Source organism: Pseudomonas kairouanensis, assembly GCF_004682055.1.
GTDB lineage: Bacteria > Pseudomonadota > Gammaproteobacteria > Pseudomonadales > Pseudomonadaceae > Aquipseudomonas > Aquipseudomonas kairouanensis.
In genome coordinates this window covers 29,440-51,890 of record NZ_QUZU01000041.1, presented here as the reverse complement: position 1 = coordinate 51,890, position 22,451 = coordinate 29,440, and the positions used below count along the sequence as shown (strand labels likewise).

Below are 22,451 nucleotides of genomic sequence, written 5' to 3'. Positions count from 1 at the left end.
CTCCCACAGTTGATCGCATTTCAAGGGATGAACTCGGTCAACTGTGGGAGCTGTCGAGCTTTAGCGAGGCTGCGAAGGCGGCGGTACTGCTGGCAACTATCCTGCGCCTGAACCGCCGCCTTCGCGAGCAAGCCCGCTCCCACAGTTTGATCGCATTTCAAGGGGTGAACTCGGTCAACTGTGGGAGCTGTCGAGCTTTAGCGAGGCTGCGAAGGCGGCGGTACTGCTGGCAACTATCCTGCGCCTGAACCACCGCATTCGCGAGCAAGCCCGCTCCCACAGTTGATCGCATTTCAGGGGCTGAGCTCGGTCAACTGTGGGAGCTGTCGAGCTTTAGCGAGGCTGCGAAGGCGGTGGTACTGCTGGCAACTATCCTGCGCCTGAACCACCGTATTCGCGAGCAACCCCGCACACATGGGATCTTGCATCAGCTCAGCAAGCCAGTGCTCACCGCCACAATTGCTCCGCCCCCCAGCGCGGGCAAGTCCGGTCACTACAAAGCTTGGCGGAGTTTATTTGAAATGTTTCCGGGATTCGGGAGGGGTGACACCTATTTACGATCGGTTCAGCCAGTAGAAAGGTTCGCCGGGCTATTGGACTGGTTCCAGGTTTTGTGAACAATGGCGCCCTGCGTTTTTTCACCGAGAGTCCCATGCCTGAAACCACCGTCGAATTGATCCAGACCGGCCCCGAAGATGTCGAGCTGATCCGCAATCTCTACCAGTACTACGCCTACGAGTCGTCGGACTGGGAGCAGGAAGATGTAGAAGTGGACGGCCGCTTCTACATCCATGACGAACACCTGGCCCGCTACTGGCAAGACCCGCAATGGAGCGCCAACCTGCTGCTGGTGGACGGCTATATCGCCGGCTTCCTGTTGATCGAAGGCAGCGAGTTACCCGGCTTCGACGGCCTGGAACTGGCCGACCTGTTCATCCTCAAGCGCTACCGCCGCAAAGGCATCGGCCGTGCCATCGCCAGCCAGGTGCTGTGCAGCGGCGAGGCCAATTGGCTGGTGCGTTTCTACGACCAGGACGAAGTATCCCAAGCGTTCTGGCGCACCGTGCTGGACAACCTGCCGCGCCCGGTGCAAACCCTGGAACTGGATGATGACCCGCAGTTGGTGAGCTACCTGATCACGCGGGCAGCGTTGCATTAAACGCCTGCTGCATCGCCTGGGGCGGTTGCCCGAAAGCCCGCAGGAAGGCCTGGCGCATGCGCTCGCGATCACCGAAGCCGGTTTCGCGGGCCACCACTTCCACCGGGTGGCGGCTGGTTTCCATCATTGCCCGGGCGGCTTCCACCCGCAGGTATTCGATGGCTTTGGCCGGCGTGCGGCCGGTTTCTTCGCGAAATACCCGGCTGAATTGGCGTGGGCTGAGCCGCGCCACATCGGCCAGGGCATCCACCGACAGGTCATGGGTGAGGTTCTCGCGGGCGTAGGCCAGGGCCAGTTGCACGCGGTCTGATTTGGGGTCCAGCTCCAGCAAGGCAGACAACTGCGACTGCTCGCTGCCCCGACGCTGGGCGATCACCAGCTTGCGCGCAATCCGCCGGGCCAGGTCGCTGCCCAGGTCGTTCTCCACCATGGCCAGTGCCAGGTCTACTCCGGCGCTCATGCCGGCGCCGGTCCACACCTGGTCATCCACCACGAACAACTTGTCTTCTTCCAGCTGGATATGCGGGTAGCGCTTGCGAAAGGCCGGTGCGTGAATCCAGTGGGTGGTGGTGCGCTTGCCCTCCAGCAGACCGGCTTCGGCCAGCACGAAGATGCCCATGCACAACGAGGCGACACGCCGCGATTGCGCGGAGGCTGCCTTGACCTGTTCCAGCAGGCTCGCCTCCGGCAGGCGGAACTCCATGTAGCCGCCGACGATCAGCGTGTCATAGCCCTCGGCGCGGATTGGCGTGGTATTCACCGAAAAGCCCTGGGACGTCATCACCGCGCCGCCGCTTTCCGACACCAAGTGAAATTCATAGGCCGGCTCGCCCCGCAACAGGTTCGCGCACTCGAACACCGAGCCCACGCTGAGACTCAAACATTCGAAATTGGGGTAAACCAGCAGCGCAACGCTGTGCATCGTGTTTCTCCAGTGGGGCAGGTGAGGTGGGATTGTCGGCGGCTGGCGGTCAAACGGCAACTGCCATCGGGCTGTGTCCGGAAACCTTGCGGATATGACGTTGTGACTGCACGCCCACACTCCTAAGCTTCATCCCACAGTCATCCCGAGGCACTCGACAATGAAAGTATTGATGGTATTGACCTCTCACGATCAGTTGGGCAACACCGGCCGCAAGACCGGCTTCTGGCTCGAAGAGTTTGCAGCACCCTATTACGCGTTCAAGGACGCCGGCGCCCAGATCGTGCTGGCTTCCCCCGCCGGCGGCCAGCCGCCGCTGGACCCGGTGAGCGACCTGCCGGACTTCCAGACCGAGCAAACCCACCGCTTCGCCGCCGACCCTGCGGCCCAGCAAGCCCTGGCCACCACGGTGAAGTTGGACAGCGTCAACGCCGCCGACTTCGACACCGTTTTCTACCCAGGCGGCCACGGCCCGTTGTGGGACCTGGCAGAGTCGCCAACCTCCATCGCGCTGATCGAAGCCTTCGAGCGCGCTGGCAAGCCCATCGGCTTTGTGTGCCACGCACCGGGCGCATTGCGCCACGTCAAGGCGGTCAATGGCGCGCCGTTGGTCAAGGGGCGTCGCGTCACCGGGTTCTCCAACTCCGAAGAAGATGCAGTGGCGTTGACCGATGTGGTGCCATTTTTGATTGAAGATGAATTCAAGAAGCTGGGCGGCCACTACGAGAAGGGCGCCGACTGGCAGTCCTTCGTGATCGTCGATGGCTTGCTGGTGACCGGGCAGAACCCTGGCAGCTCCAGCGATGTGGCCAAGGCGCTGCTCAAACTTACCGCTTAAATCATTTATCACGTTAAGGGTTGGCGACGCTCAGGCGTCGTCAATGCATTTGTTCGTCCAGGATTTGGAAAACCTCACATGACCGACCACGTTCTAAGCACCCCGGTAACGCTGGGCCAGCACCGCCTGAACAACCGTATCGTGCTGCCGCCGCTGACCCGCCAGCGCAGCGCACAACCGGGTGATATCGCCACTGACCTGATGGCCGAGTATTACCGCCAGCGCGCCAACGCCGGGTTCATGGTCAGCGAGGGTACGCAGATCGAACCCCGTGGCCAGGGCTATGCGTGGACGCCGGGTATCTACAGCGCTGCGCAGGTTGCTGGCTGGCGTAAAGTCACTGATGCGGTGCACGCCGAAGGTGGGGTGATCTTTGCCCAGCTCTGGCATGTGGGGCGTGTGTCTCACAATGACTTGCAGCCTGATGGCGCGGCACCGGTCGCGCCGTCTGCGATCCAGCCGAGCCAGGTCAAGGCGTTCATTGAAACGGCGCCGGGCGCGGGTGAGTTGGTACAGCCGCCCGTGCCCCGCGCACTGAGTACGCCGGAGGTGAAGGCGTTGGTCGGGCTGTATGCGCAAGCAGCACGTAACGCGATAGCTGCCGGGTTTGACGGGGTGGAGATTCATTCGGCCAACGGTTATCTGGTCAATCAGTTCCTATCGGCCCACGCCAACCAGCGCGATGACGAATACGGTGGCTTATTGGAAAACCGCCTGCGTTTCCTGCGCGAAATCGTTGAGGCCGTGAGCGATGCGGTCGGCCCGCAACGTCTGGGTGTGCGTTTTTCACCCCTGTTCAGTGGCACCGACCAGGACCGTGTGTACATTGGCCTGGTGGAAGAAGACCCGCATCACGTCTATATCGAAGCGGTCAAAGTGCTGGAAGCGGCGGGAATCGCCTATGTCTCCCTTGCCGAGGCAGACTGGGACAACGCGCCGGAACTACCCCTCACGTTCCGCCAGGCGGTGCGCGACACCTTCAGCGGGCGGATCATCTACGCCGGGCGTTACACGGCCGAACGCGGGGCCAGACTGGTGGAGGCCGGGCTGGCGGACCTGATTGGGTTTGGCCGACCGTTCATTGCCAACCCCGATCTGCCACAACGGCTATTCAACGGCTGGCCGCTGAACCCGCTGCAGGCAGAAGGGATGTACGGCGGCTCGGCGCAGGGCTACATCGATTACCCGGCCTACCGCTAGTCAGTAGATGTCCTTGGACAGCAAGGTAAAGGGCGTCTTGATCAGGATCTTCAGGTCCAGCCACAGCGACCAGGTGTTGATGTAGCGCAGGTCAATGTCGACGCGTTGTTGCATTTTTTCCAGGGTTTCGGTTTCGCCCCGGCAGCCATTGACCTGGGCAAGTCCCGTGATGCCAGGCTTGATGCGATGGCGCGCCATGTAGGCGCGGATTTTGCCTGAGTAGTAGTCGTTGTGCGCAATCGCGTGGGGCCGTGGGCCAACCAGGGCCATGTGCCCTTGCAGCACGTTGAACAGTTGCGGCAGTTCGTCGATGGAGGTGCGGCGGATAAATCGCCCCACCGGCGTGATGCGTGAGTCGTTGCGGCTGGCCTGGCGTACTTCGTGGTCGTCATGCAGGCGCATGGAGCGAAACTTCCAGACTTTGATCACTTCACCATTCCAGCCGTGGCGGTCTTGCTTGAAGATCACCGGGCCCGGGGAGGTGAGCTTGATCAACAGGGCAAACAGCAGCAGCAGTGGGCTGAGCAGGATAATCGCCAGCAGTGCCAAGCACTTGTCCAGCAGTGATTTGCTCAGGGCGGCAGTGGGGCGGCTGGTCAGCGGGCTTTCGTTGAGGAAAATCGCCGGCAGCCCGTCCACTTCGGCCACGCAGTGGTTGAGCAGCAGCATATTGTTCAGGTCAGGCACCCAGATCACGTCCACGCTGATGTCCAGCAGGTTGAGGTACAACGCCTCTATATGGGTGGCCTCTTGCAGGGAATGGGTGATGTAGAGGCGGCGGATGCCGTGTTGCTTGATCAACTGCGGCAATTGCGGCAGCTCGCCGAGTATCTGGGCCTGGGCATCGGCCGGGGCGTCGACACGGCTGCCGACCAGCCCGACCAGGGGGGAGCGTTTCTGTCTGGACAGGGTCTTGGCCAGGTCGGTGGCGAGTTTGCCGGTCCCGACAATCAATGATTTCTGGCGTTCGTGAAGTTGGCGGTGATAATACTTGGACAAACTATGGATGGGTGTATAACAAAGTGCGAGCAGCGGATAGCTGATCGCCGCCCACAGCAGCAAGGTTTCCAGCGTAAACAATGAACTGGCCTCACACGCCAGGCCCACCGCAAACACGATGCCCATCGTCAGCAACCACCCCATGAACAGCCGGCCCAGGCCAACGGCATAGTCATCTTTTTTGCTGTAGACATCAAAAAGCATATAAGCCGGGAGAGAGGCTAATATCGTAAACGCCGCTAAAACCCGATAGGGATATTCCAATTGGCCGGTCTTCGAAATCACCAATACAAACAACAGGGCCACGACCAATGTTGATGCCAGTGTCCATTGACCCCAGAACGTCAAACCCCTGGGGGTCAGGTTGCGTTGCATTCTAGTGTTAGTAAGCATAGTGCTGCTCCTGCGGATGACCACGCATGTGATGGCAGGGGTTGAACCCGTTAAGCTTTAATTGAAATAAGAGGGCAGGCACGCGCGAACGCGTGCCCATGAATAGTAATAAAGGGCGCAGAACCGTGGCTGACGACTTATAACAAGGTCAGGCTTTTTTAAAGGCGGGGGTGTTATAAAAGGGCAGGCTAAAGAGTGGGTAATAGGCAGGGTGATTAATAGGGTCTACTGTATTTTTATTTTTTAACGACGGGTCTGGCCAAGCTCAAGTGGCTTTTTTATTTTCTGCGTCAGGCAATAGCCGCGGTTTCTCACCGCACGGAAAAGTCGTTCGCCGTCATTGGCGCGTTTAAACTTTTCTTGCAGTCGGCTCAAACACATTTCCAAACCCCGGTACTGCTCTGGCTCGCGCCCGATATTGCGGATCAACTCTTCTTTACTGACCACGCGTTCTTCATGGTGCAGCATCTTTTTGACCAGTGCCGATTCAATGGTGGTTAATGAAATGCGCAAACCCCCTTTGACCAAGGTACGGTCGTGTTGGGTCAACAGCCAGAAATCCTGTGCGTGTAATTGCGTTCGGTCTGGGTTTATATCCTGGGCGCGAGTGTGGGTATTGTCGTCACTTTCAGCCGGTGCCCGAGATTCTTGCCGGGCTGAGTGAAACAATGGGGAGGGCAGGGTGAACCTATGCGTAATGACATAGGTATTTAACCGCTTGGCGATATGCTTCGACTCGTCTGCCGTGATGCGCAGGTGTGAGAGCACCAAGTTGTTATCGAGGCTTTCCAGGGGCGTCACCGCGCTTGGGTCGTAGTGGAATAACTCTGTATTGGGCGTAAAGTCCTTCAATGCAATCGCCGGCAATGTCGGCGTGAAGGCGTGTTTCTTGAGTGAGCTCATAGTGTCCACCAATAGATAGAAAGTGCAGGTGTTATAAACGGTCAGCAGGAGAGTAATAGCCGCCCTGAAAGTATTCGAACGGCAAGTTTTTAGCCAGCATGGCACTGTCGGAGAACTCGACATGGTCGGCGATGAAGCACACCCGGGTCGTATTGATCAGCTCCAGCATTCGATCGTAAAGGCAGTCGAACAGGCCCGAACGGGTGTTCAGGCTCAGTCGCAGGGCGGAATCGGGAAAGGGCATTTTGATAAAGTCATAGAGCGCCAGGCCAATCAGCAGGTCCGCGGGCTTTGTATCGAGCCTGTAGTTGTTGTAGGCCAACTTGATACCGCTCTGGTCCTTCAACTTATATAACTGACGCACCATGGCGCGGCGCTCTACCGGGCCGGGCAGGGTGTCCAGTGCATTGTCGAGGCTAAGGGTAAGTGTCTGTTGTTGTTTTTCCAGGGCCTGGGACACGCGGATAATGTCATTGAGTGCGGCATCGTTCATCAGGGTAGATTGAGGCAGGCGCAGAAACTTGTGGCTCACCGCCATACTGGCCGTCTTGAACGTTTTATTTCTCGGGCGGATATGTGCCAGCGCCTCGCTATAAGCGCTGTCAACCGGAGCACCCACTACGCGCACTTCGCTGCCCCACAAGGCATGGCTACGCGTCACGATTGCCTGACGAACAAACGCGATGTCCGGTGTAGGGGCCACTGATACCGTCTCGCTATTCACGGTCCGACCTCTCCTTGTTGGCGGGCAAATGGTTGGCGCAAATAAGACCGAGGTTGAGTTTGTACCCATAACCACGGATGTTTTGAATAATGTTCTCACCGTAGTGCGTCTTGATTTTACTGCGCAGGCGGCTGATGGACTTTTCCAGTGCACGGGAATCGTAGTACTTGGTGTTAAGCCCCATGACCTCGGCAATTTCGTTGTGGCTGAGCAGGCGGTGTTGAATAAGCGCCTCAAGCACTTTCATTTCAACGAATGATATTTCCAGCTTTTTTCCATCGCCATAAATACACATGCGGTCCTGGTCCAACACCAAGCCACAGTGGTTCAGCCTGACGCTCTCGCTGAGAAAGGCATCAAACAGGCTAGATTTTTTTTCCGGGGAAGTTTCTACCACCTTGATGCAGTAGTCTGCACCGGCCAGGTAGTATTTGGTCTTGCTCAGAGTAGAGGCAAAGGTCACAACGACAAAGATGGTGCAGTCCGGGTTTTCATCGCGGGTCTTTTTTATTATGTCCAGCGTGAGGTTGCTGGCGGAGGGTGTATCAATTTCTATAATGATGGCACGGTAGTGTGCGCGACTTTCCTGGGTGTCAATTAGTTGTCCGTAGCAACATGTATCGACTTTTAAATGGTTCGGTACAGTGCGAACTATAAGCTCCCGAAAGTCCTCCGATTTCGATTGAGTCCGTGCAATAGCGAGGACATTGGAAAAATGCATCACCCTACTCCCTTTCCCGGCATGCAAGGCCGTCAGTTCAATCGCCGCTAGCGTTTAGATACTAATCGAATTGAATACGGTAAAACGTGACAAATTTTAACATTGGCCACTTTGTTTTTACGAGGGCTGCGGGGAGGGTGGTTATTGCGAGGGCAACTACGACGGCTTATTCATATGCTAGTGCATATTTCTAATGCTCGATAAGTATTTTAGCCCAAAGGTTTTTTTTGTCTGGGCAGGGGTTAAACCTGCCTGATTAGGCAAGGGGGTGGCCGCACTCAGGCGGCCTGGCAATTCAATGGTGGAAGGGGATGCAATGATTAGATCGACAAGGCTTGGGCGAACGCTTGCGGCGTTGGGCTTTGTGGCCACACCGGCATGCCTTCCGGCAGCGTCAGCCAGGGCTGTTTGCGGCTAGTCCAGATGTGCGCCACCGGTGCCAGTGCCGGGCTGTTGTCCAAAGTGCCAACCCGCAATACCTGCAGGCCCGGTGCCGCCGTGGTGGTGTTGCAGATACGCGTATGGCAGTGCGCGCACAGTTGGTGCGTGGAGCGCTGGCCATCCATGTCGTAGGCGTATTCAGTCGTAGGTCCCTGCACCTGTAACGCGGTTGCCGGTAGCAAGGCATGCAGGGCGAAGGCGCTGCCGCTCCAGGTCTGGCAGTGCTGGCAGTGGCACGCGTAAATCGGGGGGAGAGCGGGCAGATCAAGCTGATAGGTAACGGCGGCGCAACGGCATTGGCCTGTGAACATCATGGGGGTCGGTCCTTTTGTCTCGGCGTGAATGCATGGCCCATCGGGTATGCTCCCCCAGCTTGCCTCAAGGTCCAGGCAAAAAACATCCGCCAAAACTGCCCACCGGCTCACAGGAAATGTATGAACGCCCCTTTACTTCAATGGGAAACCCAACGCGCCTTTCTGGCTGTGTTGCGTACCGGCAGCCTCTCCGGCGCCGCGCGTTTGCTGGGGATCGCCCAGGCTACGGCGCGGCGGCGTATCGAGGCGTTGGAGCACAGTGTTGGGGTCAGCTTGTTTATCCGTTCGCCCCAAGGCCTGCTTCCCACGGACATGGCCCGCGAACTGATCGGGCACGTGGAGGCCATGGCGGTGGCGGCAAACGCCTTTAACCGCGCGGCGTCAGCGGACACCGCGACGGCCGGCGGCACAGTGCGGCTCACCAGCGGCCCGTTACTGGGGGTTGAAGTATTGCCTGCCCTGTTGCGCCCCCTGCGTCGCAGCCACCCGCATGTAGCCATCGAGTTGAACGTGTCCAACCGTTTGCAGGCCTTGGCCCAGCAGGAGGCGGATGTGGCGGTACGTATCCGCCGGCCTACCGGGGCTGCCGTAGTCACGCGCAAAGTGGGGGATTTGCACGTCGGCCTCTATGCCACTGCCGGGTTGCTGGCCGAGGTGGGTATGCCCCAGACGATGGCGCAGTTGCAGGATTACCCGGTGATCGGCCCGGACCGTGACCTGGCGCAGATTGAGGTTCTCCAGCAGCAAGGTTTCGACTGCGCCTCAGCCCACACGGTGATCCGCACAGATGACCATCTGGCCCAATTTTCTGCCCTGCGCGCGGGCCTCGGGATCGGCGTGTGCCCCCGCCAGTTGGCGCGGCGTCATGGCCTGGTGCGGGTACTGCCTGAACAACTGGGGTTTGACGTGGATGTGTGGGTTGCCATGCATCAGGACATGCGCCGGGTGCTACGGGTGGCGGGGGTGTTTGAGGCGGTGGGGGCGGGGATGGCGGACTTCCTGGCGGCGTAAGGAACGAAACGACGAGACCTCTGAATGACAGGCGAAAAAAAACCGGCTGATCAGGCCGGTTTGGGGTGCCCCGCAAGCAGTGCGGGGTTATACGCGGGTGCTCAGCAGGCGATCAGAACCACCTTCGGCAACGCGGCGTTCTAGCAGGCGATCAGCGCCACCTTCGGCAACACGACGTTCCAGCAGGCGATCAGCGCCACCTTCGGCAACACGGCGTTCCAGCAGGCGATCAGCACCACCTTCAGCAACACGACGTTCCAGCAGGCGATCTGCACCACCTTCAGCAACACGACGTTCCAGCAGGCGATCTGCACCACCTTCGGCAACACGACGTTCCAGCAGGCGATCAGCGCCACCTTCGGCAACACGGCGTTCCAGCAGGCGATCCGCGCCGCCTTCGGCAACACGACTTTCCATCAGGCGATCCGCGCCGCCTTCAGCGACAACAGGGTGGGCAAAAGCGTTGGCTGCAAGTACCGAGAAAGCGAGGCTAAGCAAGATTTGGCGTTTCATGAGTGTGTGCTCCAAGTGTTTTAGTTGGGTGTCGCTGGGTATGGGTTTGATGTTACGCGTTGCATTTTTTAAGAGAACTTCATTGCGCTGATGGTGACTATCGATGCCAGCGATAGCCCGTTATTGCGGGCTATCGCAGGGCAGGTCATGGCATCTGCGGCAGTTCGTTGGGGCGCAGGTCAAACACCAGCACCTCGGCGTCCTCGCCGTGGCTGAGGCGGATCTGGCGTTCGTCGCGCACTCGGGCACCGTCGCCTTCCTGCAAGCGCTGGCCGTTGATTTCAACGCTGCCTCGGGCCACATGGATGTACACATGGCGGTCCGGCGCCAGGTCGAGGGTTGCGGCTTCATCGGCGTTGAACAGCCCGGCATACACCCGTGCGTCCTGGCGCACCGTCAGGGAGCCGTCGGCGCCGTCTGGCGAGATGATCAACTGCAAGCGCCCACGTTTCTGCGATTCGCTGAAATGCTCCTGTTGATAGCGCGGCTCGGCACCGGCCACGGCAGGCACGATCCAGATTTGCAGGAAGTGCACACCACGGGTCTGGCTGTGGTTGAACTCGCTGTGGGCCACGCCGCTGCCGGCGCTCATCAGTTGCACATCGCCAGGGCGGATCACCGAGCCGGTGCCCAGGGTGTCCTTGTGTTCCAGGGCGCCTTCGAGCACATAGGAGAAAATCTCCATGTCGCGGTGCGGGTGCTGGCCGAAGCCTTTACCGGCGATGACGCGGTCATCGTTGATCACCAGCAGGTCGGAAAAACCCTGTTCCTGCGGGTTCCAGTAGTTGGCGAACGAGAAGGTGTGGAACGACTTCAACCAACCGTGATTGGCGGCGCCGCGTTCGGAAGCTTTGCGAAGGGTCAGCATGGTCTTGTCCTCAAGTGGGAGCGGGCTGCGGTATGCAGGGCTCCTGCGTTGAGAAGAAGATTAATGGTTACTGGAAAATTCATTAAGAAGCTGAGTTCTGAATAACTGTCCCTTTTGGATTGACAATAAAAGACATGCCATAATGCCCGACCCGCACCCTCAGTTACTCTCTATTCGATGGATGTTCTTGACCTATGAAAACCGTGGCCATGGCGCTGTTCCCGGACTTCCTCCTGCTCGACATGGCCGGGCCGCTCGAAGTGTTTTCCATTGCCAACCGCTACCTGCCGGCGCCTTTGCACTACCAGATCCTCACCATCGGCACCGAGCCTGGACCGTTGCGTGCTTCCAATGGCGTGGTGGTGCATACCGACCTGGTGCTGGATCAGGCCGATGGCGCCTACGACTTGCTATTGGTCCCTGGCGGTCCCGGTGCTTATAACGAATGCCACCCTGCGCTGCTACCTTGGCTCAAGGCCGCGGCCCCACGGGCGCGGCGCTTCGGGTCGATCTGCACTGGGGCCTTTGTGCTCGGCCACGCCGGGCTGCTGGACGATCACCGCGTGACCACCCACTGGCACTACACCGAGCGGTTGATCAAGGCGTTTCCCAAGGCCGTCGTCGAGACGGATCGCATCTACTTGCAGGATGGACGCTTGATCACTTCGGGCGGGGTCACCGCAGGTATCGACCTCGCGTTGTCGATCGTGGCCCAGGACCATGGCAAACAAGTCGCGGTCGATGTGGCAAAAGTGCTGTTGGTGGTGATGAAACGCCAGGGCGGCCAGGCCCAGTTCAGTCCGATGACAGCGGCGGTGGCGACCCAGGAAACCGCCATCACCCGGGTGCAGAACCATGTGCTGGCGCATCTGGACCAACCCTTCACCATTGAGTCCATGGCGGAGTTGGCCGGCATGAGCGCACGTCACTTCGCGCGGCTGTTTGCCAAGGACGTGCAGATGACCCCCATGGCCTTTTTGCAGGGCGCGCGCATCGACCGTGCACGCCAATTATTGGAAACCACCGACCTGCCGCTCAAGACCGTGGCGTTCCACGCAGGCTTCGGCAGCGTGCGCTATATGCGTTATCTATTTAGCGAAAAGCTCGGCCTCAACCCCACTCAATACCGACAGCAGTTCAGTTAACGACACAATGTCCGTCTGGCGCACCCGATTGTCCGTGTCGCTCCCTGTGCCAGCATTGTCCTGTCATCGCGAGCTGGCAAGATAGCTGCAAGCCCACGGAAAAGGATGCGCAAACGCCCAAGGCCGGGTGTTTCAGCGCTATTACAGACCATGAACAACCCTCAGGCGACTGACGTTGATGGCACGGTGCGCTTCGGTGCCTATGCCTTTCACCGCCAACAGCGGCTGGTGAGCAAGGCCGGCTGGCCGGTGCCTTTGGGTGGGCGTGCGCTGGATATCCTGGCCGTGCTGCTGGAAGCGCCAGGGCAGTTTGTCAGCAAGGCTCTGTTGATCGAGCGGGTCTGGCCAAGCAGCGTGGTGGAAGAAAACAACCTGCGGGTGCATATCGCCGCACTGCGCCGGGCCCTCGATGGCCAGCGTTTTATCCTCAACGACCCCCAGCGTGGCTACTGCTTTGCCGCGCCCGTCCATGGCGCGATCCAGCACTTGGCGCCCCGGCATAACCTGGCGGCGCGGCTCAGCCCGTTGATGGGCTGCGATGAGCTGTTGGGCGTGCTGGTGCGACGCCTGTCCGGGCAACGCTTGATGACCCTCACCGGTTGCGCCGGCGTGGGTAAAAGCAGCCTGGCCCTGGCCCTGGCCGAGCGGGTGTTGCCGCGTTACCGCGATGGTGTGTGGTGGGTGGACCTGGCCACCGTGCAAGCCCCCATGACCATGCTGCGCCACTTGGCCACGGCGTTGCACCTGGAGCCCTGCACCAGTGCCACGGAGTTGTCCCGCCAATTGGCCTCCCGGCAATTGTTGCTGGTGCTCGACGGTGCCGACCTGTTGTTGGGCGCCTGCCGGCATCTGCTAAGGGTGCTGCGTGAAAAAGCTCCGAACGTCAGCGTACTGGTCAGCAGCCGCGAGCCGTTGCAGATCGCCGGCGAGTGGGTGCAGCTTGTACCCCGCTTGGCAACGCCCGCACCCCAGGCGCTGGGCAGTGTGGAACACGCAATGGCGTACCCTGCGGTCCAACTGTTTGTGGCAAGGGTTTGCGCCAGCCAGCAGGGTTTTGTCTTGCGGCCCCAGGACCTGGCACCGCTGCGGGACATTTGCCGGCGCCTTGACGGTATCCCGCTGGCCCTGGAATTGGCCGCAGCCCAAGTGGATGCCCTGGGCGTGCGCGGCTTGCAAGCGCAATTGCGGCGTGGCTTGCAGGTGCTGACCCGAGGCCGGCGCACGGCGGTGGAGCGCCACCAGTCACTGGTGGCGGCCCTGGACTGGACCTACGAGCGCCTCAGCTTGCCGGAGCGCTGGCTGTTCCTGCAATTGAGCTTGTTCAAGATGGCGGTGAGTTTGCCTGCCTTGAGCGAACTGGTGGCCGGAACGGAGCTGGAACACGCCGACCTTGCTTATCTGCTCGGTCGCCTGGTCAACACCTCGTTGCTCAGCCTTGAGCCGGGACCGGGCTATCCGCGCTACCGCCTGCTCAACTGCGTGCGCACCTATGCGCTGGCCCACCTGCGCGACCCGGTGCAGGTGGCGCGTTTGCAACAGGGCTATGGGCATTACCTGGGGCCGTTCTCAGGCCGGCCGTTTGTCCTGCAACTCGTCGAGCAGGCTGCGTACGCGGACTAGGTCCTGGGTGGCAAAGCCTTCGGTAAACCGCCCATAGACCGAGTTCAACACATCCTGCGCCGCCTGTAGGCGCCCCTGTTGCTGCCATAGCCGCGCCAGCGATGTTGCACAACGCAACTCCCAGGCCAGCGCGCCTTGCTGGTGCGCCAGGCCCAGGGCCTCCAGCAGCATTGCTTCGGCGGCACGTTTATCTGTCATACCTTCGGCACGCACCCGCAGGATCTCCGGGGTGCACCAGCCAGCCTCGCCGTTTCGGGCGCGCTCGAACCCAGCCTCGGTCACATCAAGGGTGTTGAAGGTAACCAAGGTGTCTTCGACCAATCCCAACCCGTGTACATCCGCCATCCGCAGCGTGCCTGCGTAGCAGCGCGCCCATGTCTGGAACAACTGCGCCGAATGCTTTTGCGCCTGTTGCAGCAGCAGGTCGAGGTTGTGGCGGGCGGCAGCGGTGTCGCCGGTGTAGTGGGCAATGACCACCCCAGCCAGGGCCAGGGTGTAGCAGATCGACGTGCCATGGTTGATCTGCAGCGCCAATGCCAGCGCTTGGGTTGCCGTGCGCCAGGCGCGCTCTGGAAACCCGCGCAGCCACAGAATGCGCGCGAGCACCGTCAGCGAGGCGACGCTCTGGTCGTATTGCACGCCAAAGCCATGGGTAAAGCGGTTGAGGTGGCCGCTCTGGGCCATGCGCTGGATCACCTGTTCGGCGTTGTGCTGCGCCAGCGCCTGGTTACCGGCGTAATGCTGTGCCAACACGCGCAGGCGCTGGGCGCTGAGGGCCAGCAACGGCTCTGCCTTGGGCTCCAGTTGGTCGAAGTGCAGGCTTTGCGCCAGGGCCTCCCGGTAGTTGCCGCTGCACAGGTTGACCGCCATGTGCCCCGATACCGCCCGCAGTTGTCCGGCCAAGTCCTTGCCGGCCTCTGCCAGGCGCCGGGCGCAGGTAAAGGCCTCAATGGTCTGCGGCGTGCCGCCCTGGGTGTGATACGAAAAACTGCCCAGTGCCAGTTGCAAAGACATATGCAGGCGGGGGTTCGGTGCGTTCGACTGCTCCAGCCGCGCCAGCGCCTTGCCCACGTACAGGCCGTGTTCGCGCAGCAGTGACAGTTCCTGCCACAACGGCATGGCACTCACCGTCAAACGAATGCCCAGCAAGTGCACGCCGCCGTCTCCCAGGCCCCAGTCGAGGGCGGCACGCACGTCCTCGCGCAGTGGCGCGTAGCGGTCGATCCACACTTGGGTGGCGGTGGTTTCCCAGTCGTCCTGCGCCTGGTTCATCAGGGCCAGGCAGCGGTCGGCGTGGCGCTCGCGGGTGGCATCGAGTTCGCCGGCAACGCTGAGTTTTTCCAGGGCGTAGGTGCGGGTAATGTCCAGCAGGCGATAGACCATCTCGTCATCACCGGCTTCCACATTGAGCAGGGATTTGGCCACCAGTTGGGTGATGGAACCCAGTACTTCGGCCGGTGCGATCTGCTCGCCGGCGATCACGGCCGCCGCGCTGGCCAGGCTGAACCCGCCACGAAACACTGCCAGGCGGCGCAAGCAGATCTGCTCGCAGCCTGTCAGCAGTTCGAAGCTCCAGTCCAGCGTGGCGCGCAGGGTTTGATGACGAGGCAGGTCGCTGTCCCGGCCACGGGTCAGCAGACGGAAGTTATCTTCCATCTGCACCAGCAGCCCCGGCAGGCCGAAGCGTTCAATCTGCGCCGCCACCAGTTCAATGGCCAGCGGGATGCCGTCCAGGCGCTGGCAGATATCAATCGCCAGGGGCAGTTCGGCTTCGCTCAGCTCAAAGCTGTCCTGATGGGACATGGCCCGTTCGATCAACAGTTGCAGGGCCGGGTAGCCCAGGGCCTGGGCACGGTTGCCGGTGGCAGGTGGGCAGGCCAGCGGTTCAAGGCGTTGCACCGACTCGCCTTCGGCACGCAGTGCTTCACGGCTGGTGGCCAAAATATGCAGCTTGGGCACATGGCGCAGCAGGGTTTCGCTGATCAGGGCGATGTCGTCCAGCAGGTGCTCGCAGTTGTCGATCACCAGCAGTAGCTGGCGCTCCTGCAGGCTGCGGGCGAATGTCACCAGGGGCTCTTGCTCGGAGTGGGTAAGGTCGAGCAGGGCGGCGAGGTTGGGCAGGATCATCGACGCTGCGCTCAGCGGCGCCAGGTCCAGCAGGCGAATACCGTCGCGGTAATGGCCGATCAGCAACTCGGCCACGCGCAAGGCCACCGTGGTCTTGCCGATGCCGCCGGCGCCGGTCAGGGTAATAAAGCGTTGCTCGGGCAACTGCTGCACCAGGCTGTCGATCAGGGCCTGGCGGCCGATCATCCGTGTGCGGCGCAAGGGCAGGTTGTGCCCTTGGCATTGCGGGGCGCCTTCGTCGGGTAGGCTCATTGGCTCGATGCTCAGTGGCGCAACAAAACTGTAGCCACGCTGGGCCACGGTGACGATATAACGCTGCCCGGCCTGGCCATCGCCCAGGGCCTTGCGCAGCGCCGCCATGTGCACCCGCAGGTTGCCGTCTTCCACCACGCTTTTGGGCCAGACCCGAGCAATCAGTTCCTGCTTGCTCACCACATTGCCAGCCTGCTCCAGCAGGATCAGCAGAATCTCCACCGCCCGGCGCCCGAGGCGCAGCGGCCGGCCAGCCTCCAGCACCAGACGCTGGTGGGGGTGGATGCGGTAGGGGCCGAAATGCACGGCCTGATCGCTGTCGTCACTCATGGTTGCCCAGGCTCTGGGAAAAGGGTCGGGCAAGCATATTCCAGGCGCACGCATACCACTAGGCCGCGATCACCTGAGGCTTGTGACGCATTTGGTGGTTTCGCCAGGTCATCGGGTTGACGCCTTCGCTGCGGGTGAACATATGGCAGAAGTGCGCCTGGTCGCAAAAACCGCACTCCAGGCTGATTTGCGTCAGGCTCAGGGCCGAGCTGGTGATCAGCTCCTTGGCCCGCTGGATGCGCTGTTGGCGTATCCATTCCTGAGGCGACAGCCCGGTGGTGCACTTGAACGCACGGGAAAAATGGCTGCGCGACAACGCGCAGGCCTGGGCCAGGTCGGCGATGGCCAGGCTTTCGCCGAGGTTGGCCAAAATAAGTTGCTTGGCGATACGCTCGCGCCGAGGGCATAGGCCTCCGGTAGCGGATAAGCGAGGAGCAGGCTGCTCAAGTCGGGCCATGACGAAAATCCGCAGTCGATGGGAGCGTTCCCGGTGAATGGATGCAGTGTAGACCGGACCTATCTTGTTGCCGGACCGCCTGGCTGACGAGTTAATCGTTGTTAATTTCGCCAGATGCGGTCGTCGAAAAGACAGCACAAGGGTGCAATCCAGGCAGCGTTTTGCGTGCTTATCTATGAGCTTGCCAACCGTTTGGATACCACCATGAACCGCAACGACCTGCGCCGCGTCGACATGAACCTGTTGGTGATTTTCGAAGCGTTGATGTTCGAGAAGAACCTGACCCGGGTCGCCGAGAAACTCTTCATGGGCCAACCGGCGGTGAGCGCGGCACTGGGACGCTTGCGCGATCTGTTCGACGACCCGTTGCTGTTGCGCAACGGACGGGGCATGGAGCCCACGCCACGCGCCGTGGCGATACTCAAGGAGTTGCAACCGGCCATGGACATCATTTCGGGCGCCGTCAGCCGCGCCAAGGATTTCGACCCCTCCACCAGCTGCGCGGTGTTCCGTATCGGCCTGTCCGACGACGCCGAATTTGGCCTGTTCCCGCCGCTGCTCAGCCAACTGCGCGAGGAAGCGCCGGGGATTGTGGTGGTGGTGCGTCGCGCCAATTACCTGTTGATGTCGTCGCTGCTGGCCAGCGGTGAAATCACCGTGGGGGTGAGCTACACCACCGAACTGCCGGCCAACGCCAAGCGCAAGAAACTTCGCGACATTCCGTGCAAGGTATTGCGTGGGGATGACGGCGTGGCGCCTTTGACCCTGGATGACTACTGCGAGCGGCCCCATGCGATGGTGTCGTTCTCGGGGGATTTGAGCGGCAATATCGACCTGGACCTGGCGCGCATCGGCCGGGCCCGTCGGGTGGTGCTGGCGGTGCCGCAATTCAGCGGTTTGCGCGCGTTGCTGGCGGGTACGCAGATTATTGCGACCGTGCCGGATTATGCGGCGTGTGCCTTGACCGAAGGCACCACGCTGCGTGCTGAAGACCCGCCGTTTGACATTGATGCGGCCGAGCTGTCGATGGTGTGGAGCGGGGTACATGACAATGACCCCGCCGAACGTTGGTTGCGCGGCCGGATTGCCGAGCATATGTCGCGGGTACTCTAGGCCTGGGCGACGCTGTCATCCACCGGCCTGCTTCAGGTACCACCCCCACGGCTGGTCACTGGTGTACTCCGTGACCTGCTTGACCTCCAGGTAGTTGTGCAACCCCCATTCCCCCAGCTCGCGGCCGATGCCACTGTGCTTCATCCCGCCCCAGGGCGCTTCGACGAAAGTCGGCTGCGAGCAGTTGACCCAGACAATCCCGGCCCGTAGCTGGTTGGCCACCCGCGTGCTGCGCTGCGGGTCGGCGCTCATCACGGCGGCTGCCAGGCCGAAGCGGCTGGCATTGGCCATTTGCACCGCTTGCTCCTCGGTCTTGAAGCGCTTCACACACAGCAAGGGGCCGAACACTTCTTCGCGCCACAGGATGCTGTTGTGCGCGGGCTCGTCGAAAATGGCCGGTTCCATGAAATAACCCTCGGCCAGGTGGGCAGGGCGCTTGCCGCCGGTGAGCAGGCGTGCACCACTGGCCAGGCCCTGATCGACAAAGCCGAGCACCTTGTCGTATTGGCTTCGGCTGACCAGGGGGCCGAGCAGCACGCCTGGTTCCAGGCCTGGGCCGATGGTGATCTTGCGGGTTTCTTCCACCAGCCGGTCGAGCAGGCGCCCAGCGATGCTGTCCTGGACCAACAAGCGCGACGTGGCGCTGCACACCTGGCCCTGGTTCCAGAAAATCCCGAACAGGATCCACTCCACCGCCGCATCGATATCGGCGTCGTCAAACACGATGAACGCGGATTTTCCCCCCAGCTCCAGGCTGATGTTCTTGATGTCCCGCGCGGCGGCCGACATGATCTTGGCCCCGGTGGGCACGCTGCCGGTGAAGGCCAGTTTGTCCACGCCTGGGTGTTCGGTGAGCGGGCTGCCCGCGTCGATGCCCAGGCCGGTGACCACGTTCAACACCCCGGCGGGCAGGCCGATGCGGTCGGCCGCTGCGGCCAGTTCCAGGGCGGTGAGGGGCGTCAGTTCCGAGGGTTTGAGCACCACTGTGGCGCCGGCAGCCAACGCCGGCGCGACCTTCCACGCCGCCATTAGCAACGGGTAGTTCCAGGGGATGATTTGCCCGGCCACGCCGATGGGCTCATGGCGGATACGGCAGCGAAAGCGCTCGTCCGGCAGCGGCAGTGGTTGGTCCTGGCGCCCATCCAGTTCACGGGCAAGGCTTGCGTAATAGCGGAAACAACCAATGGCATCGCCCACGTCCCACATCGCTTCGGGCAGGGGTTTGCCGTTGTCGCGCACTTCCAATTCGGCGAGGGCCGGTTGGGCGCGTTCCAGCTCGTCGGCCAGGGCGTCCAGCCATTGGCCGCGTTCTTCGCCGCTGGTTTGGCTCCAGCCATTGTCGAAGGCCCGTCGCGCAGCGCGTACGGCGTGGTCAATGTCTTCTTCGGTGCCGGCGGCAACCCGCTCGAACACCTGTTCGGTGGCGGGGTCGATCACGTCAAGGTAGCCGCCCAGGTCCGGGCTGACCCACTGGCCGTTGATATACAGATGGTCATGCATGGGCAGGCTCCTGGGTGCGGCGGTTTTGCAGGTGGCGGGAGGTGAACAGCAGGATCAGCGACACGCAGATGATCACGGTGGACACCGCATTGATCTCCGGCGTGACCCCACGGCGAATCGACGAAAAGATGTAGATCGGCAGGGTGGTTTCGGAACCGGCGACAAAAAACGCAATGATGAAGTCATCAAAACTGAAGGTGAACGCCAGCAGGAAGCCGGCCATGATCGCTGGGCTGATCTGTGGCAACGTCACGCGCCAGAACGTCTGCATCGGCGGCGCATAGAGGTCGGCGGAGGCTTCCAGCAGGGCCTTGTCGAGGGTATCGACGCGGCTGCGCACGATCACCATCACCAGGGCCATGGTGAACAGCGAGTGGGCGGCAATGACGGTGAAGAACCCCATGTTCAGGCGCGGCAGGCTCGGTATCAGGCGGGCCAGCAGCGGGTTGATCAGGTCGAACAGGCTGATGAAGGCGATCAAGGTGGAGATGCCGATCACGATGCCCGGCACGATGATCGCGCAATAGGTCAGCGCATCGAACAACAGGCGCACTCGCGGCCCGGCGCGTTGCAGGCCGAACACCGCCAGGGTGCCGAACAGCGTGGCGATCAGTGCCGAGCACAGGGCAATAAATGCGCTGTGCCCCAACGCCTCCATGATGAACGGGTTGCTGAACGCGCGGCCGAACCACTGCACCGAGCAGCACTCGAACGCCAGGCCACTGCGCCCGGCGTTGAAACTGAACAGCACGATCAGCGCGATGGGCGCATACAAAAACAGGTACAGCGACGTCGAATAACTGCGCAGCCACATATCACAGGCCTCCATCGGCAGGGCGGCCGCCGTAGCGCGCCACCAGCTTCAAATACACGCCGATGATCACCAGCATCATCGCCACCAACGTCATGGCCAGCGCACTGCCGAACGGCCAGTTGCGCGATTGCAGGAACAGGTCCACCAGGGCATTGCCAACAAAAAACACCTTGCCGCCGCCCAGGATCGCCGGGATCAGGAACTCGCCCATCAGCAGGATAAACACCAGCATCACCCCGGTGATGATCCCCGGTGCCGACAGCGGCAAGGTGATGCGCCGAAAGCTTTCGAAGGCGCTGGCCCCCAGGTCGGCCGAGGCTTCCAGCAGGCGTTTGTCGAGTTTTTCCAGGCTCACGTAGATCGGGAACACCATCAGCGGCAGGTAGCCGTAGACGATGCCGATCAGCACCGCCCAGGGTGTGTTGATCAGCCGCACATCCTCCAGGCCCAGGCTTGCCAGCAGCGCCGGAATGCCCTTGCCGCTGAGGATGAAGATCCACGCGTAGGTGCGGATCAGGAAGCTGGTCCAGAACGGCACGATCACCAGGGTCAGCAGCAGCGAGCGGTTGCGGCTGACCTTGACCGCCAGGAAATACGCCAGTGGGTAAGCCGCCACCAGGCACACCAGGGTGCCCAACGGCGCCAGCATCAGCGTGTTGCCGAACGCCGCCGCCCGCGAACCCAGGTTGAGGTAGTTGGCCAGGGTGAAGCCACCGGCATAACCGCCCACGGCACTGCGTTCGCCCACGCTGAAGACCAGGATGATCACCAGCGGCATCAGCAACAGCAGCAGGAACCACAGGGTCGAGGGCAACAGCATCAGCAGGGTGATGCGCCGCCCGAGGCTGCGTCGGGGAGGCGCGGCAACGGGCAGGGCGGTCACCGTGGACGGGTGAGTGGCGGCATGCATGGGGGACTCCTCAGTGGCCATGGCTGGACGATCAGGCGGACTTGAACCGCGCCATCAACTCGGCACGGGCAGGGCTGGTGAGCGTGGCGGCAGCGCCGAACTCCAGCGGGCTGAGGGCTTCGGCAGCGGGGTACATGATCGGGTCGTCGAGCATGGCAGGCGGCAGCAGGGCGTCGACGCGCTTGTCACCGCTGGGGTAGCCGTGGCTGAGCACTTCGAGCTTGTTGTGTTGCGGGTCGAGCAGGTAGTTGATAAACGCGTAGGCCGCGTCCTTGTGCTCCGAACTTTTGGGGATGGCGAAGAAGTCGCTCCACAATTCGCCGCCTTCCTTGCCCAGGGTGAAGTGCATCTGTGGCATGTCGCGGTGCAACTGCGAAGCGTCGCCGGTCCAGGACATGGCCAGCCAGGCATCGCCGCTGCGCATCGACGGCTGGATGTCCGAGTTGATCGCGAACAGGTGCGGCTTGACCTCGATCAGCAGTTTTTCGGCGTCGGCCAGCTCTCTAGGGTCCAGGGAGTTGAAGCTGTAGCCGAAGCTTTTAAGGGCGTTGCCGATGGCCGTCAGTTGGTAGTCGTGGACCATGGTGCGGCCGCTGGCCGGGCCTTGGGCAGCGGCCCAGAACGCCTTCCAGCTGGTAGGGCCGTTCTTGAGTTTTTCGGTGTCGTAGCACATGCCGGTGGTGCCCCAGTTTTTCGGCACGGCGTAGACCTTGCCGTCCACCGTGCCCTGGGCGATGAATTTTTGCTGGAACGCCGAGGCGTCGAAGTTGGGGATGCGCGACAGGTCCAACGGCTCGATCAGGCCCAGGCCCACATAGGTGCTGATGGTGTAGTTGGTGGGCACCAGTACATCCCAGCCGCTGCCGCCGGCCTGCAGCTTGGCGAGCATCTCTTCGTTGGAACCGAACACGCTCATGGACACCCGCGCGCCAGTGGTCTTGGCGAAGGCGTCGAGGTTTTCCTGGCTGTGGTAATTGGGCCAGGTGGCCAGCGACAGGCGGTCCCCCAGCTTGCCTTGTTCGGCGGCCTCGGCGGTGGAGGTGAGCAGCCCCGGCATGTTGGTGGCGACCACCGCAGCGGCCAGCCCCAGGCCTGTGCGGCCAAGGAATTCACGGCGGCTGATGGAACCGTTCTGCCAGCTGCGCAGGGTTTTTAGAAAGGTTTTCTGGTCCATGAC

At 61.5% G+C, this 22,451-nt stretch carries 21 protein-coding genes; 7 read left to right on the top strand and 14 right to left on the bottom strand.

Annotated features, from left to right (window positions below; all coding sequences use genetic code 11):
- The first annotated feature begins 652 nt into the window (after nucleotides 1–652).
- Nucleotides 653–1,159 (top strand): GNAT family N-acetyltransferase, encoded by a 507-nt coding sequence (locus tag DYL59_RS25070; RefSeq protein WP_135291601.1) that lies wholly within the window; start codon nucleotides 653–655, stop codon nucleotides 1,157–1,159.
- On the opposite strand, the gene DYL59_RS25065 is transcribed toward DYL59_RS25070, so the two are convergent.
- Nucleotides 1,137–2,081 carry a GlxA family transcriptional regulator gene (locus DYL59_RS25065; RefSeq protein ID WP_135291600.1) on the bottom strand — a complete coding sequence of 315 codons (945 nt, stop codon included), beginning with the start codon at nucleotides 2,079–2,081 and terminating at the stop codon, nucleotides 1,137–1,139. The two genes, DYL59_RS25070 and DYL59_RS25065, sit on opposite strands and share 23 nt — an antisense overlap.
- A 160-nt stretch (nucleotides 2,082–2,241) precedes the next feature.
- On the opposite strand from DYL59_RS25065, the gene DYL59_RS25060 reads away from it, so the two are divergent.
- Nucleotides 2,242–2,919 carry a type 1 glutamine amidotransferase domain-containing protein gene (locus DYL59_RS25060; protein WP_135291599.1) on the top strand — a complete coding sequence of 226 codons (678 nt, stop codon included), beginning with the start codon at nucleotides 2,242–2,244 and terminating at the stop codon, nucleotides 2,917–2,919.
- A 78-nt stretch (nucleotides 2,920–2,997) separates the two neighbouring features.
- A complete protein-coding gene (locus DYL59_RS25055) occupies nucleotides 2,998–4,119 on the top strand; it encodes an alkene reductase (RefSeq protein ID WP_135291598.1) in 1,122 nt (373 codons plus the stop codon).
- Here DYL59_RS25055 and DYL59_RS25050 read toward each other — a convergent pair whose 3' ends face one another.
- The 5 genes from DYL59_RS25050 to DYL59_RS25030 all read right to left on the bottom strand — a co-directional run bounded on the left by DYL59_RS25050 (nucleotide 4,120) and on the right by DYL59_RS25030 (nucleotide 8,614).
- Nucleotides 4,120–5,511, bottom strand: a complete 1,392-nt coding sequence (locus DYL59_RS25050; protein WP_135291597.1) for an undecaprenyl-phosphate glucose phosphotransferase — start codon at nucleotides 5,509–5,511, stop codon at nucleotides 4,120–4,122. It abuts the gene before it with no gap.
- A 243-nt stretch (nucleotides 5,512–5,754) separates the two neighbouring features.
- Nucleotides 5,755–6,414: a winged helix-turn-helix domain-containing protein gene (locus DYL59_RS25045; RefSeq protein WP_135291596.1), complete on the bottom strand. Its 660-nt coding sequence runs from the start codon at nucleotides 6,412–6,414 to the stop codon at nucleotides 5,755–5,757.
- 31 nt (nucleotides 6,415–6,445) lie between these two features.
- Nucleotides 6,446–7,138: a YuxH family protein gene (locus tag DYL59_RS25040; RefSeq protein WP_135291595.1), complete on the bottom strand. Its 693-nt coding sequence runs from the start codon at nucleotides 7,136–7,138 to the stop codon at nucleotides 6,446–6,448.
- A complete protein-coding gene (locus tag DYL59_RS25035) occupies nucleotides 7,131–7,859 on the bottom strand; it encodes a winged helix-turn-helix domain-containing protein (RefSeq protein WP_135291594.1) in 729 nt (242 codons plus the stop codon). The genes DYL59_RS25040 and DYL59_RS25035 overlap by 8 nt, the downstream gene beginning before the upstream one ends.
- Nucleotides 7,860–8,179: 320 nt before the next feature.
- Complete coding sequence (locus tag DYL59_RS25030) at nucleotides 8,180–8,614, bottom strand: GFA family protein (RefSeq protein WP_135291593.1); 435 nt, start codon at nucleotides 8,612–8,614, stop codon at nucleotides 8,180–8,182.
- Nucleotides 8,615–8,734: 120 nt separating this feature from the next.
- On the opposite strand from DYL59_RS25030, the gene DYL59_RS25025 reads away from it, so the two are divergent.
- Nucleotides 8,735–9,625: a LysR family transcriptional regulator gene (locus DYL59_RS25025; protein WP_135291592.1), complete on the top strand. Its 891-nt coding sequence runs from the start codon at nucleotides 8,735–8,737 to the stop codon at nucleotides 9,623–9,625.
- An 87-nt stretch (nucleotides 9,626–9,712) separates the two neighbouring features.
- Here the strand turns inward: DYL59_RS25025 and DYL59_RS25020 are convergent, their stop codons facing one another.
- Both DYL59_RS25020 and DYL59_RS25015 read right to left on the bottom strand, forming a co-directional pair.
- The gene (locus DYL59_RS25020) at nucleotides 9,713–10,138 is read right to left on the bottom strand and encodes a phage infection protein (protein ID WP_135291591.1); all 426 of its coding nucleotides are present in this window, start codon (nucleotides 10,136–10,138) and stop codon (nucleotides 9,713–9,715) included.
- A 145-nt stretch (nucleotides 10,139–10,283) separates the two neighbouring features.
- Entirely contained in the window at nucleotides 10,284–11,006 is a 723-nt protein-coding gene (locus tag DYL59_RS25015) for a pirin family protein (protein WP_135291590.1), read from the bottom strand.
- A 194-nt stretch (nucleotides 11,007–11,200) separates the two neighbouring features.
- Here DYL59_RS25015 and DYL59_RS25010 point away from each other — a divergent pair, with 194 nt between their 5' ends.
- Both DYL59_RS25010 and DYL59_RS25005 read left to right on the top strand, forming a co-directional pair.
- The gene (locus DYL59_RS25010; protein WP_135291589.1) at nucleotides 11,201–12,151 is read left to right on the top strand and encodes a GlxA family transcriptional regulator; all 951 of its coding nucleotides are present in this window, start codon (nucleotides 11,201–11,203) and stop codon (nucleotides 12,149–12,151) included.
- Between the two features lie 150 nt (nucleotides 12,152–12,301).
- Complete coding sequence (locus DYL59_RS25005; protein ID WP_135291588.1) at nucleotides 12,302–13,771, top strand: ATP-binding protein; 1,470 nt, start codon at nucleotides 12,302–12,304, stop codon at nucleotides 13,769–13,771.
- On the opposite strand, the gene DYL59_RS25000 is transcribed toward DYL59_RS25005, so the two are convergent.
- The gene (locus DYL59_RS25000) at nucleotides 13,718–16,480 is read right to left on the bottom strand and encodes an ATP-binding protein (RefSeq protein ID WP_135291587.1); all 2,763 of its coding nucleotides are present in this window, start codon (nucleotides 16,478–16,480) and stop codon (nucleotides 13,718–13,720) included. The genes DYL59_RS25005 and DYL59_RS25000 overlap by 54 nt on opposite strands.
- A 58-nt stretch (nucleotides 16,481–16,538) precedes the next feature.
- Nucleotides 16,539–16,937 carry a helix-turn-helix domain-containing protein gene (locus DYL59_RS24995; protein ID WP_135291586.1) on the bottom strand — a complete coding sequence of 133 codons (399 nt, stop codon included), beginning with the start codon at nucleotides 16,935–16,937 and terminating at the stop codon, nucleotides 16,539–16,541.
- Nucleotides 16,938–17,141: 204 nt separating this feature from the next.
- On the opposite strand from DYL59_RS24995, the gene DYL59_RS24990 reads away from it, so the two are divergent.
- Entirely contained in the window at nucleotides 17,142–18,050 is a 909-nt protein-coding gene (locus tag DYL59_RS24990; protein ID WP_135291585.1) for a LysR family transcriptional regulator, read from the top strand.
- 15 nt (nucleotides 18,051–18,065) lie between these two features.
- Here the strand turns inward: DYL59_RS24990 and DYL59_RS24985 are convergent, their stop codons facing one another.
- The 4 genes from DYL59_RS24985 to DYL59_RS24970 are packed head-to-tail and all read right to left on the bottom strand — an operon-like array spanning nucleotide 18,066 to nucleotide 22,448.
- Complete coding sequence (locus DYL59_RS24985) at nucleotides 18,066–19,550, bottom strand: aldehyde dehydrogenase family protein (protein WP_135291584.1); 1,485 nt, start codon at nucleotides 19,548–19,550, stop codon at nucleotides 18,066–18,068.
- Nucleotides 19,543–20,364 carry an ABC transporter permease gene (locus DYL59_RS24980; protein ID WP_135291583.1) on the bottom strand — a complete coding sequence of 274 codons (822 nt, stop codon included), beginning with the start codon at nucleotides 20,362–20,364 and terminating at the stop codon, nucleotides 19,543–19,545. The genes DYL59_RS24985 and DYL59_RS24980 overlap by 8 nt, the downstream gene beginning before the upstream one ends.
- 1 nt (nucleotide 20,365) lies before the next feature.
- On the bottom strand, nucleotides 20,366–21,274 hold the full coding sequence (locus tag DYL59_RS24975) for an ABC transporter permease (RefSeq protein ID WP_135291582.1): 909 nt from the start codon (nucleotides 21,272–21,274) through the stop codon (nucleotides 20,366–20,368).
- Nucleotides 21,275–21,305: 31 nt separating this feature from the next.
- Nucleotides 21,306–22,448, bottom strand: a complete 1,143-nt coding sequence (locus DYL59_RS24970) for an ABC transporter substrate-binding protein (RefSeq protein ID WP_135291581.1) — start codon at nucleotides 22,446–22,448, stop codon at nucleotides 21,306–21,308.
- Nucleotides 22,449–22,451 lie beyond the last annotated feature (3 nt).

What these genes read in the sequence shown, in the direction of transcription:
- DYL59_RS25060 (WP_135291599.1), top strand. Translation starts at nt 2,242, where the DNA reads ATGAAAGTATTGATGGTATTGACCTCTCACGATCAGTTGGGCAACACC.
- DYL59_RS25045 (WP_135291596.1), bottom strand. Translation starts at nt 6,414, where the DNA reads ATGAGCTCACTCAAGAAACACGCCTTCACGCCGACATTGCCGGCGATT.
- DYL59_RS25070 (WP_135291601.1), top strand. Translation starts at nt 653, where the DNA reads ATGCCTGAAACCACCGTCGAATTGATCCAGACCGGCCCCGAAGATGTC.
- DYL59_RS24975 (WP_135291582.1), bottom strand. Translation starts at nt 21,274, where the DNA reads ATGCATGCCGCCACTCACCCGTCCACGGTGACCGCCCTGCCCGTTGCC.
- DYL59_RS25035 (WP_135291594.1), bottom strand. Translation starts at nt 7,859, where the DNA reads ATGCATTTTTCCAATGTCCTCGCTATTGCACGGACTCAATCGAAATCG.
- DYL59_RS25050 (WP_135291597.1), bottom strand. Translation starts at nt 5,511, where the DNA reads ATGCTTACTAACACTAGAATGCAACGCAACCTGACCCCCAGGGGTTTG.
- DYL59_RS24970 (WP_135291581.1), bottom strand. Translation starts at nt 22,448, where the DNA reads ATGGACCAGAAAACCTTTCTAAAAACCCTGCGCAGCTGGCAGAACGGT.
- DYL59_RS24995 (WP_135291586.1), bottom strand. Translation starts at nt 16,937, where the DNA reads ATGGCCCGACTTGAGCAGCCTGCTCCTCGCTTATCCGCTACCGGAGGC.
- DYL59_RS25030 (WP_135291593.1), bottom strand. Translation starts at nt 8,614, where the DNA reads ATGATGTTCACAGGCCAATGCCGTTGCGCCGCCGTTACCTATCAGCTT.
- DYL59_RS24990 (WP_135291585.1), top strand. Translation starts at nt 17,142, where the DNA reads ATGAACCGCAACGACCTGCGCCGCGTCGACATGAACCTGTTGGTGATT.
- DYL59_RS25005 (WP_135291588.1), top strand. Translation starts at nt 12,302, where the DNA reads ATGAACAACCCTCAGGCGACTGACGTTGATGGCACGGTGCGCTTCGGT.
- DYL59_RS25015 (WP_135291590.1), bottom strand. Translation starts at nt 11,006, where the DNA reads ATGCTGACCCTTCGCAAAGCTTCCGAACGCGGCGCCGCCAATCACGGT.
- DYL59_RS25020 (WP_135291591.1), bottom strand. Translation starts at nt 10,138, where the DNA reads ATGAAACGCCAAATCTTGCTTAGCCTCGCTTTCTCGGTACTTGCAGCC.
- DYL59_RS24985 (WP_135291584.1), bottom strand. Translation starts at nt 19,550, where the DNA reads ATGCATGACCATCTGTATATCAACGGCCAGTGGGTCAGCCCGGACCTG.
- DYL59_RS25025 (WP_135291592.1), top strand. Translation starts at nt 8,735, where the DNA reads ATGAACGCCCCTTTACTTCAATGGGAAACCCAACGCGCCTTTCTGGCT.
- DYL59_RS25010 (WP_135291589.1), top strand. Translation starts at nt 11,201, where the DNA reads ATGAAAACCGTGGCCATGGCGCTGTTCCCGGACTTCCTCCTGCTCGAC.
- DYL59_RS25065 (WP_135291600.1), bottom strand. Translation starts at nt 2,081, where the DNA reads ATGCACAGCGTTGCGCTGCTGGTTTACCCCAATTTCGAATGTTTGAGT.
- DYL59_RS24980 (WP_135291583.1), bottom strand. Translation starts at nt 20,364, where the DNA reads ATGTGGCTGCGCAGTTATTCGACGTCGCTGTACCTGTTTTTGTATGCG.
- DYL59_RS25000 (WP_135291587.1), bottom strand. Translation starts at nt 16,480, where the DNA reads ATGAGTGACGACAGCGATCAGGCCGTGCATTTCGGCCCCTACCGCATC.
- DYL59_RS25055 (WP_135291598.1), top strand. Translation starts at nt 2,998, where the DNA reads ATGACCGACCACGTTCTAAGCACCCCGGTAACGCTGGGCCAGCACCGC.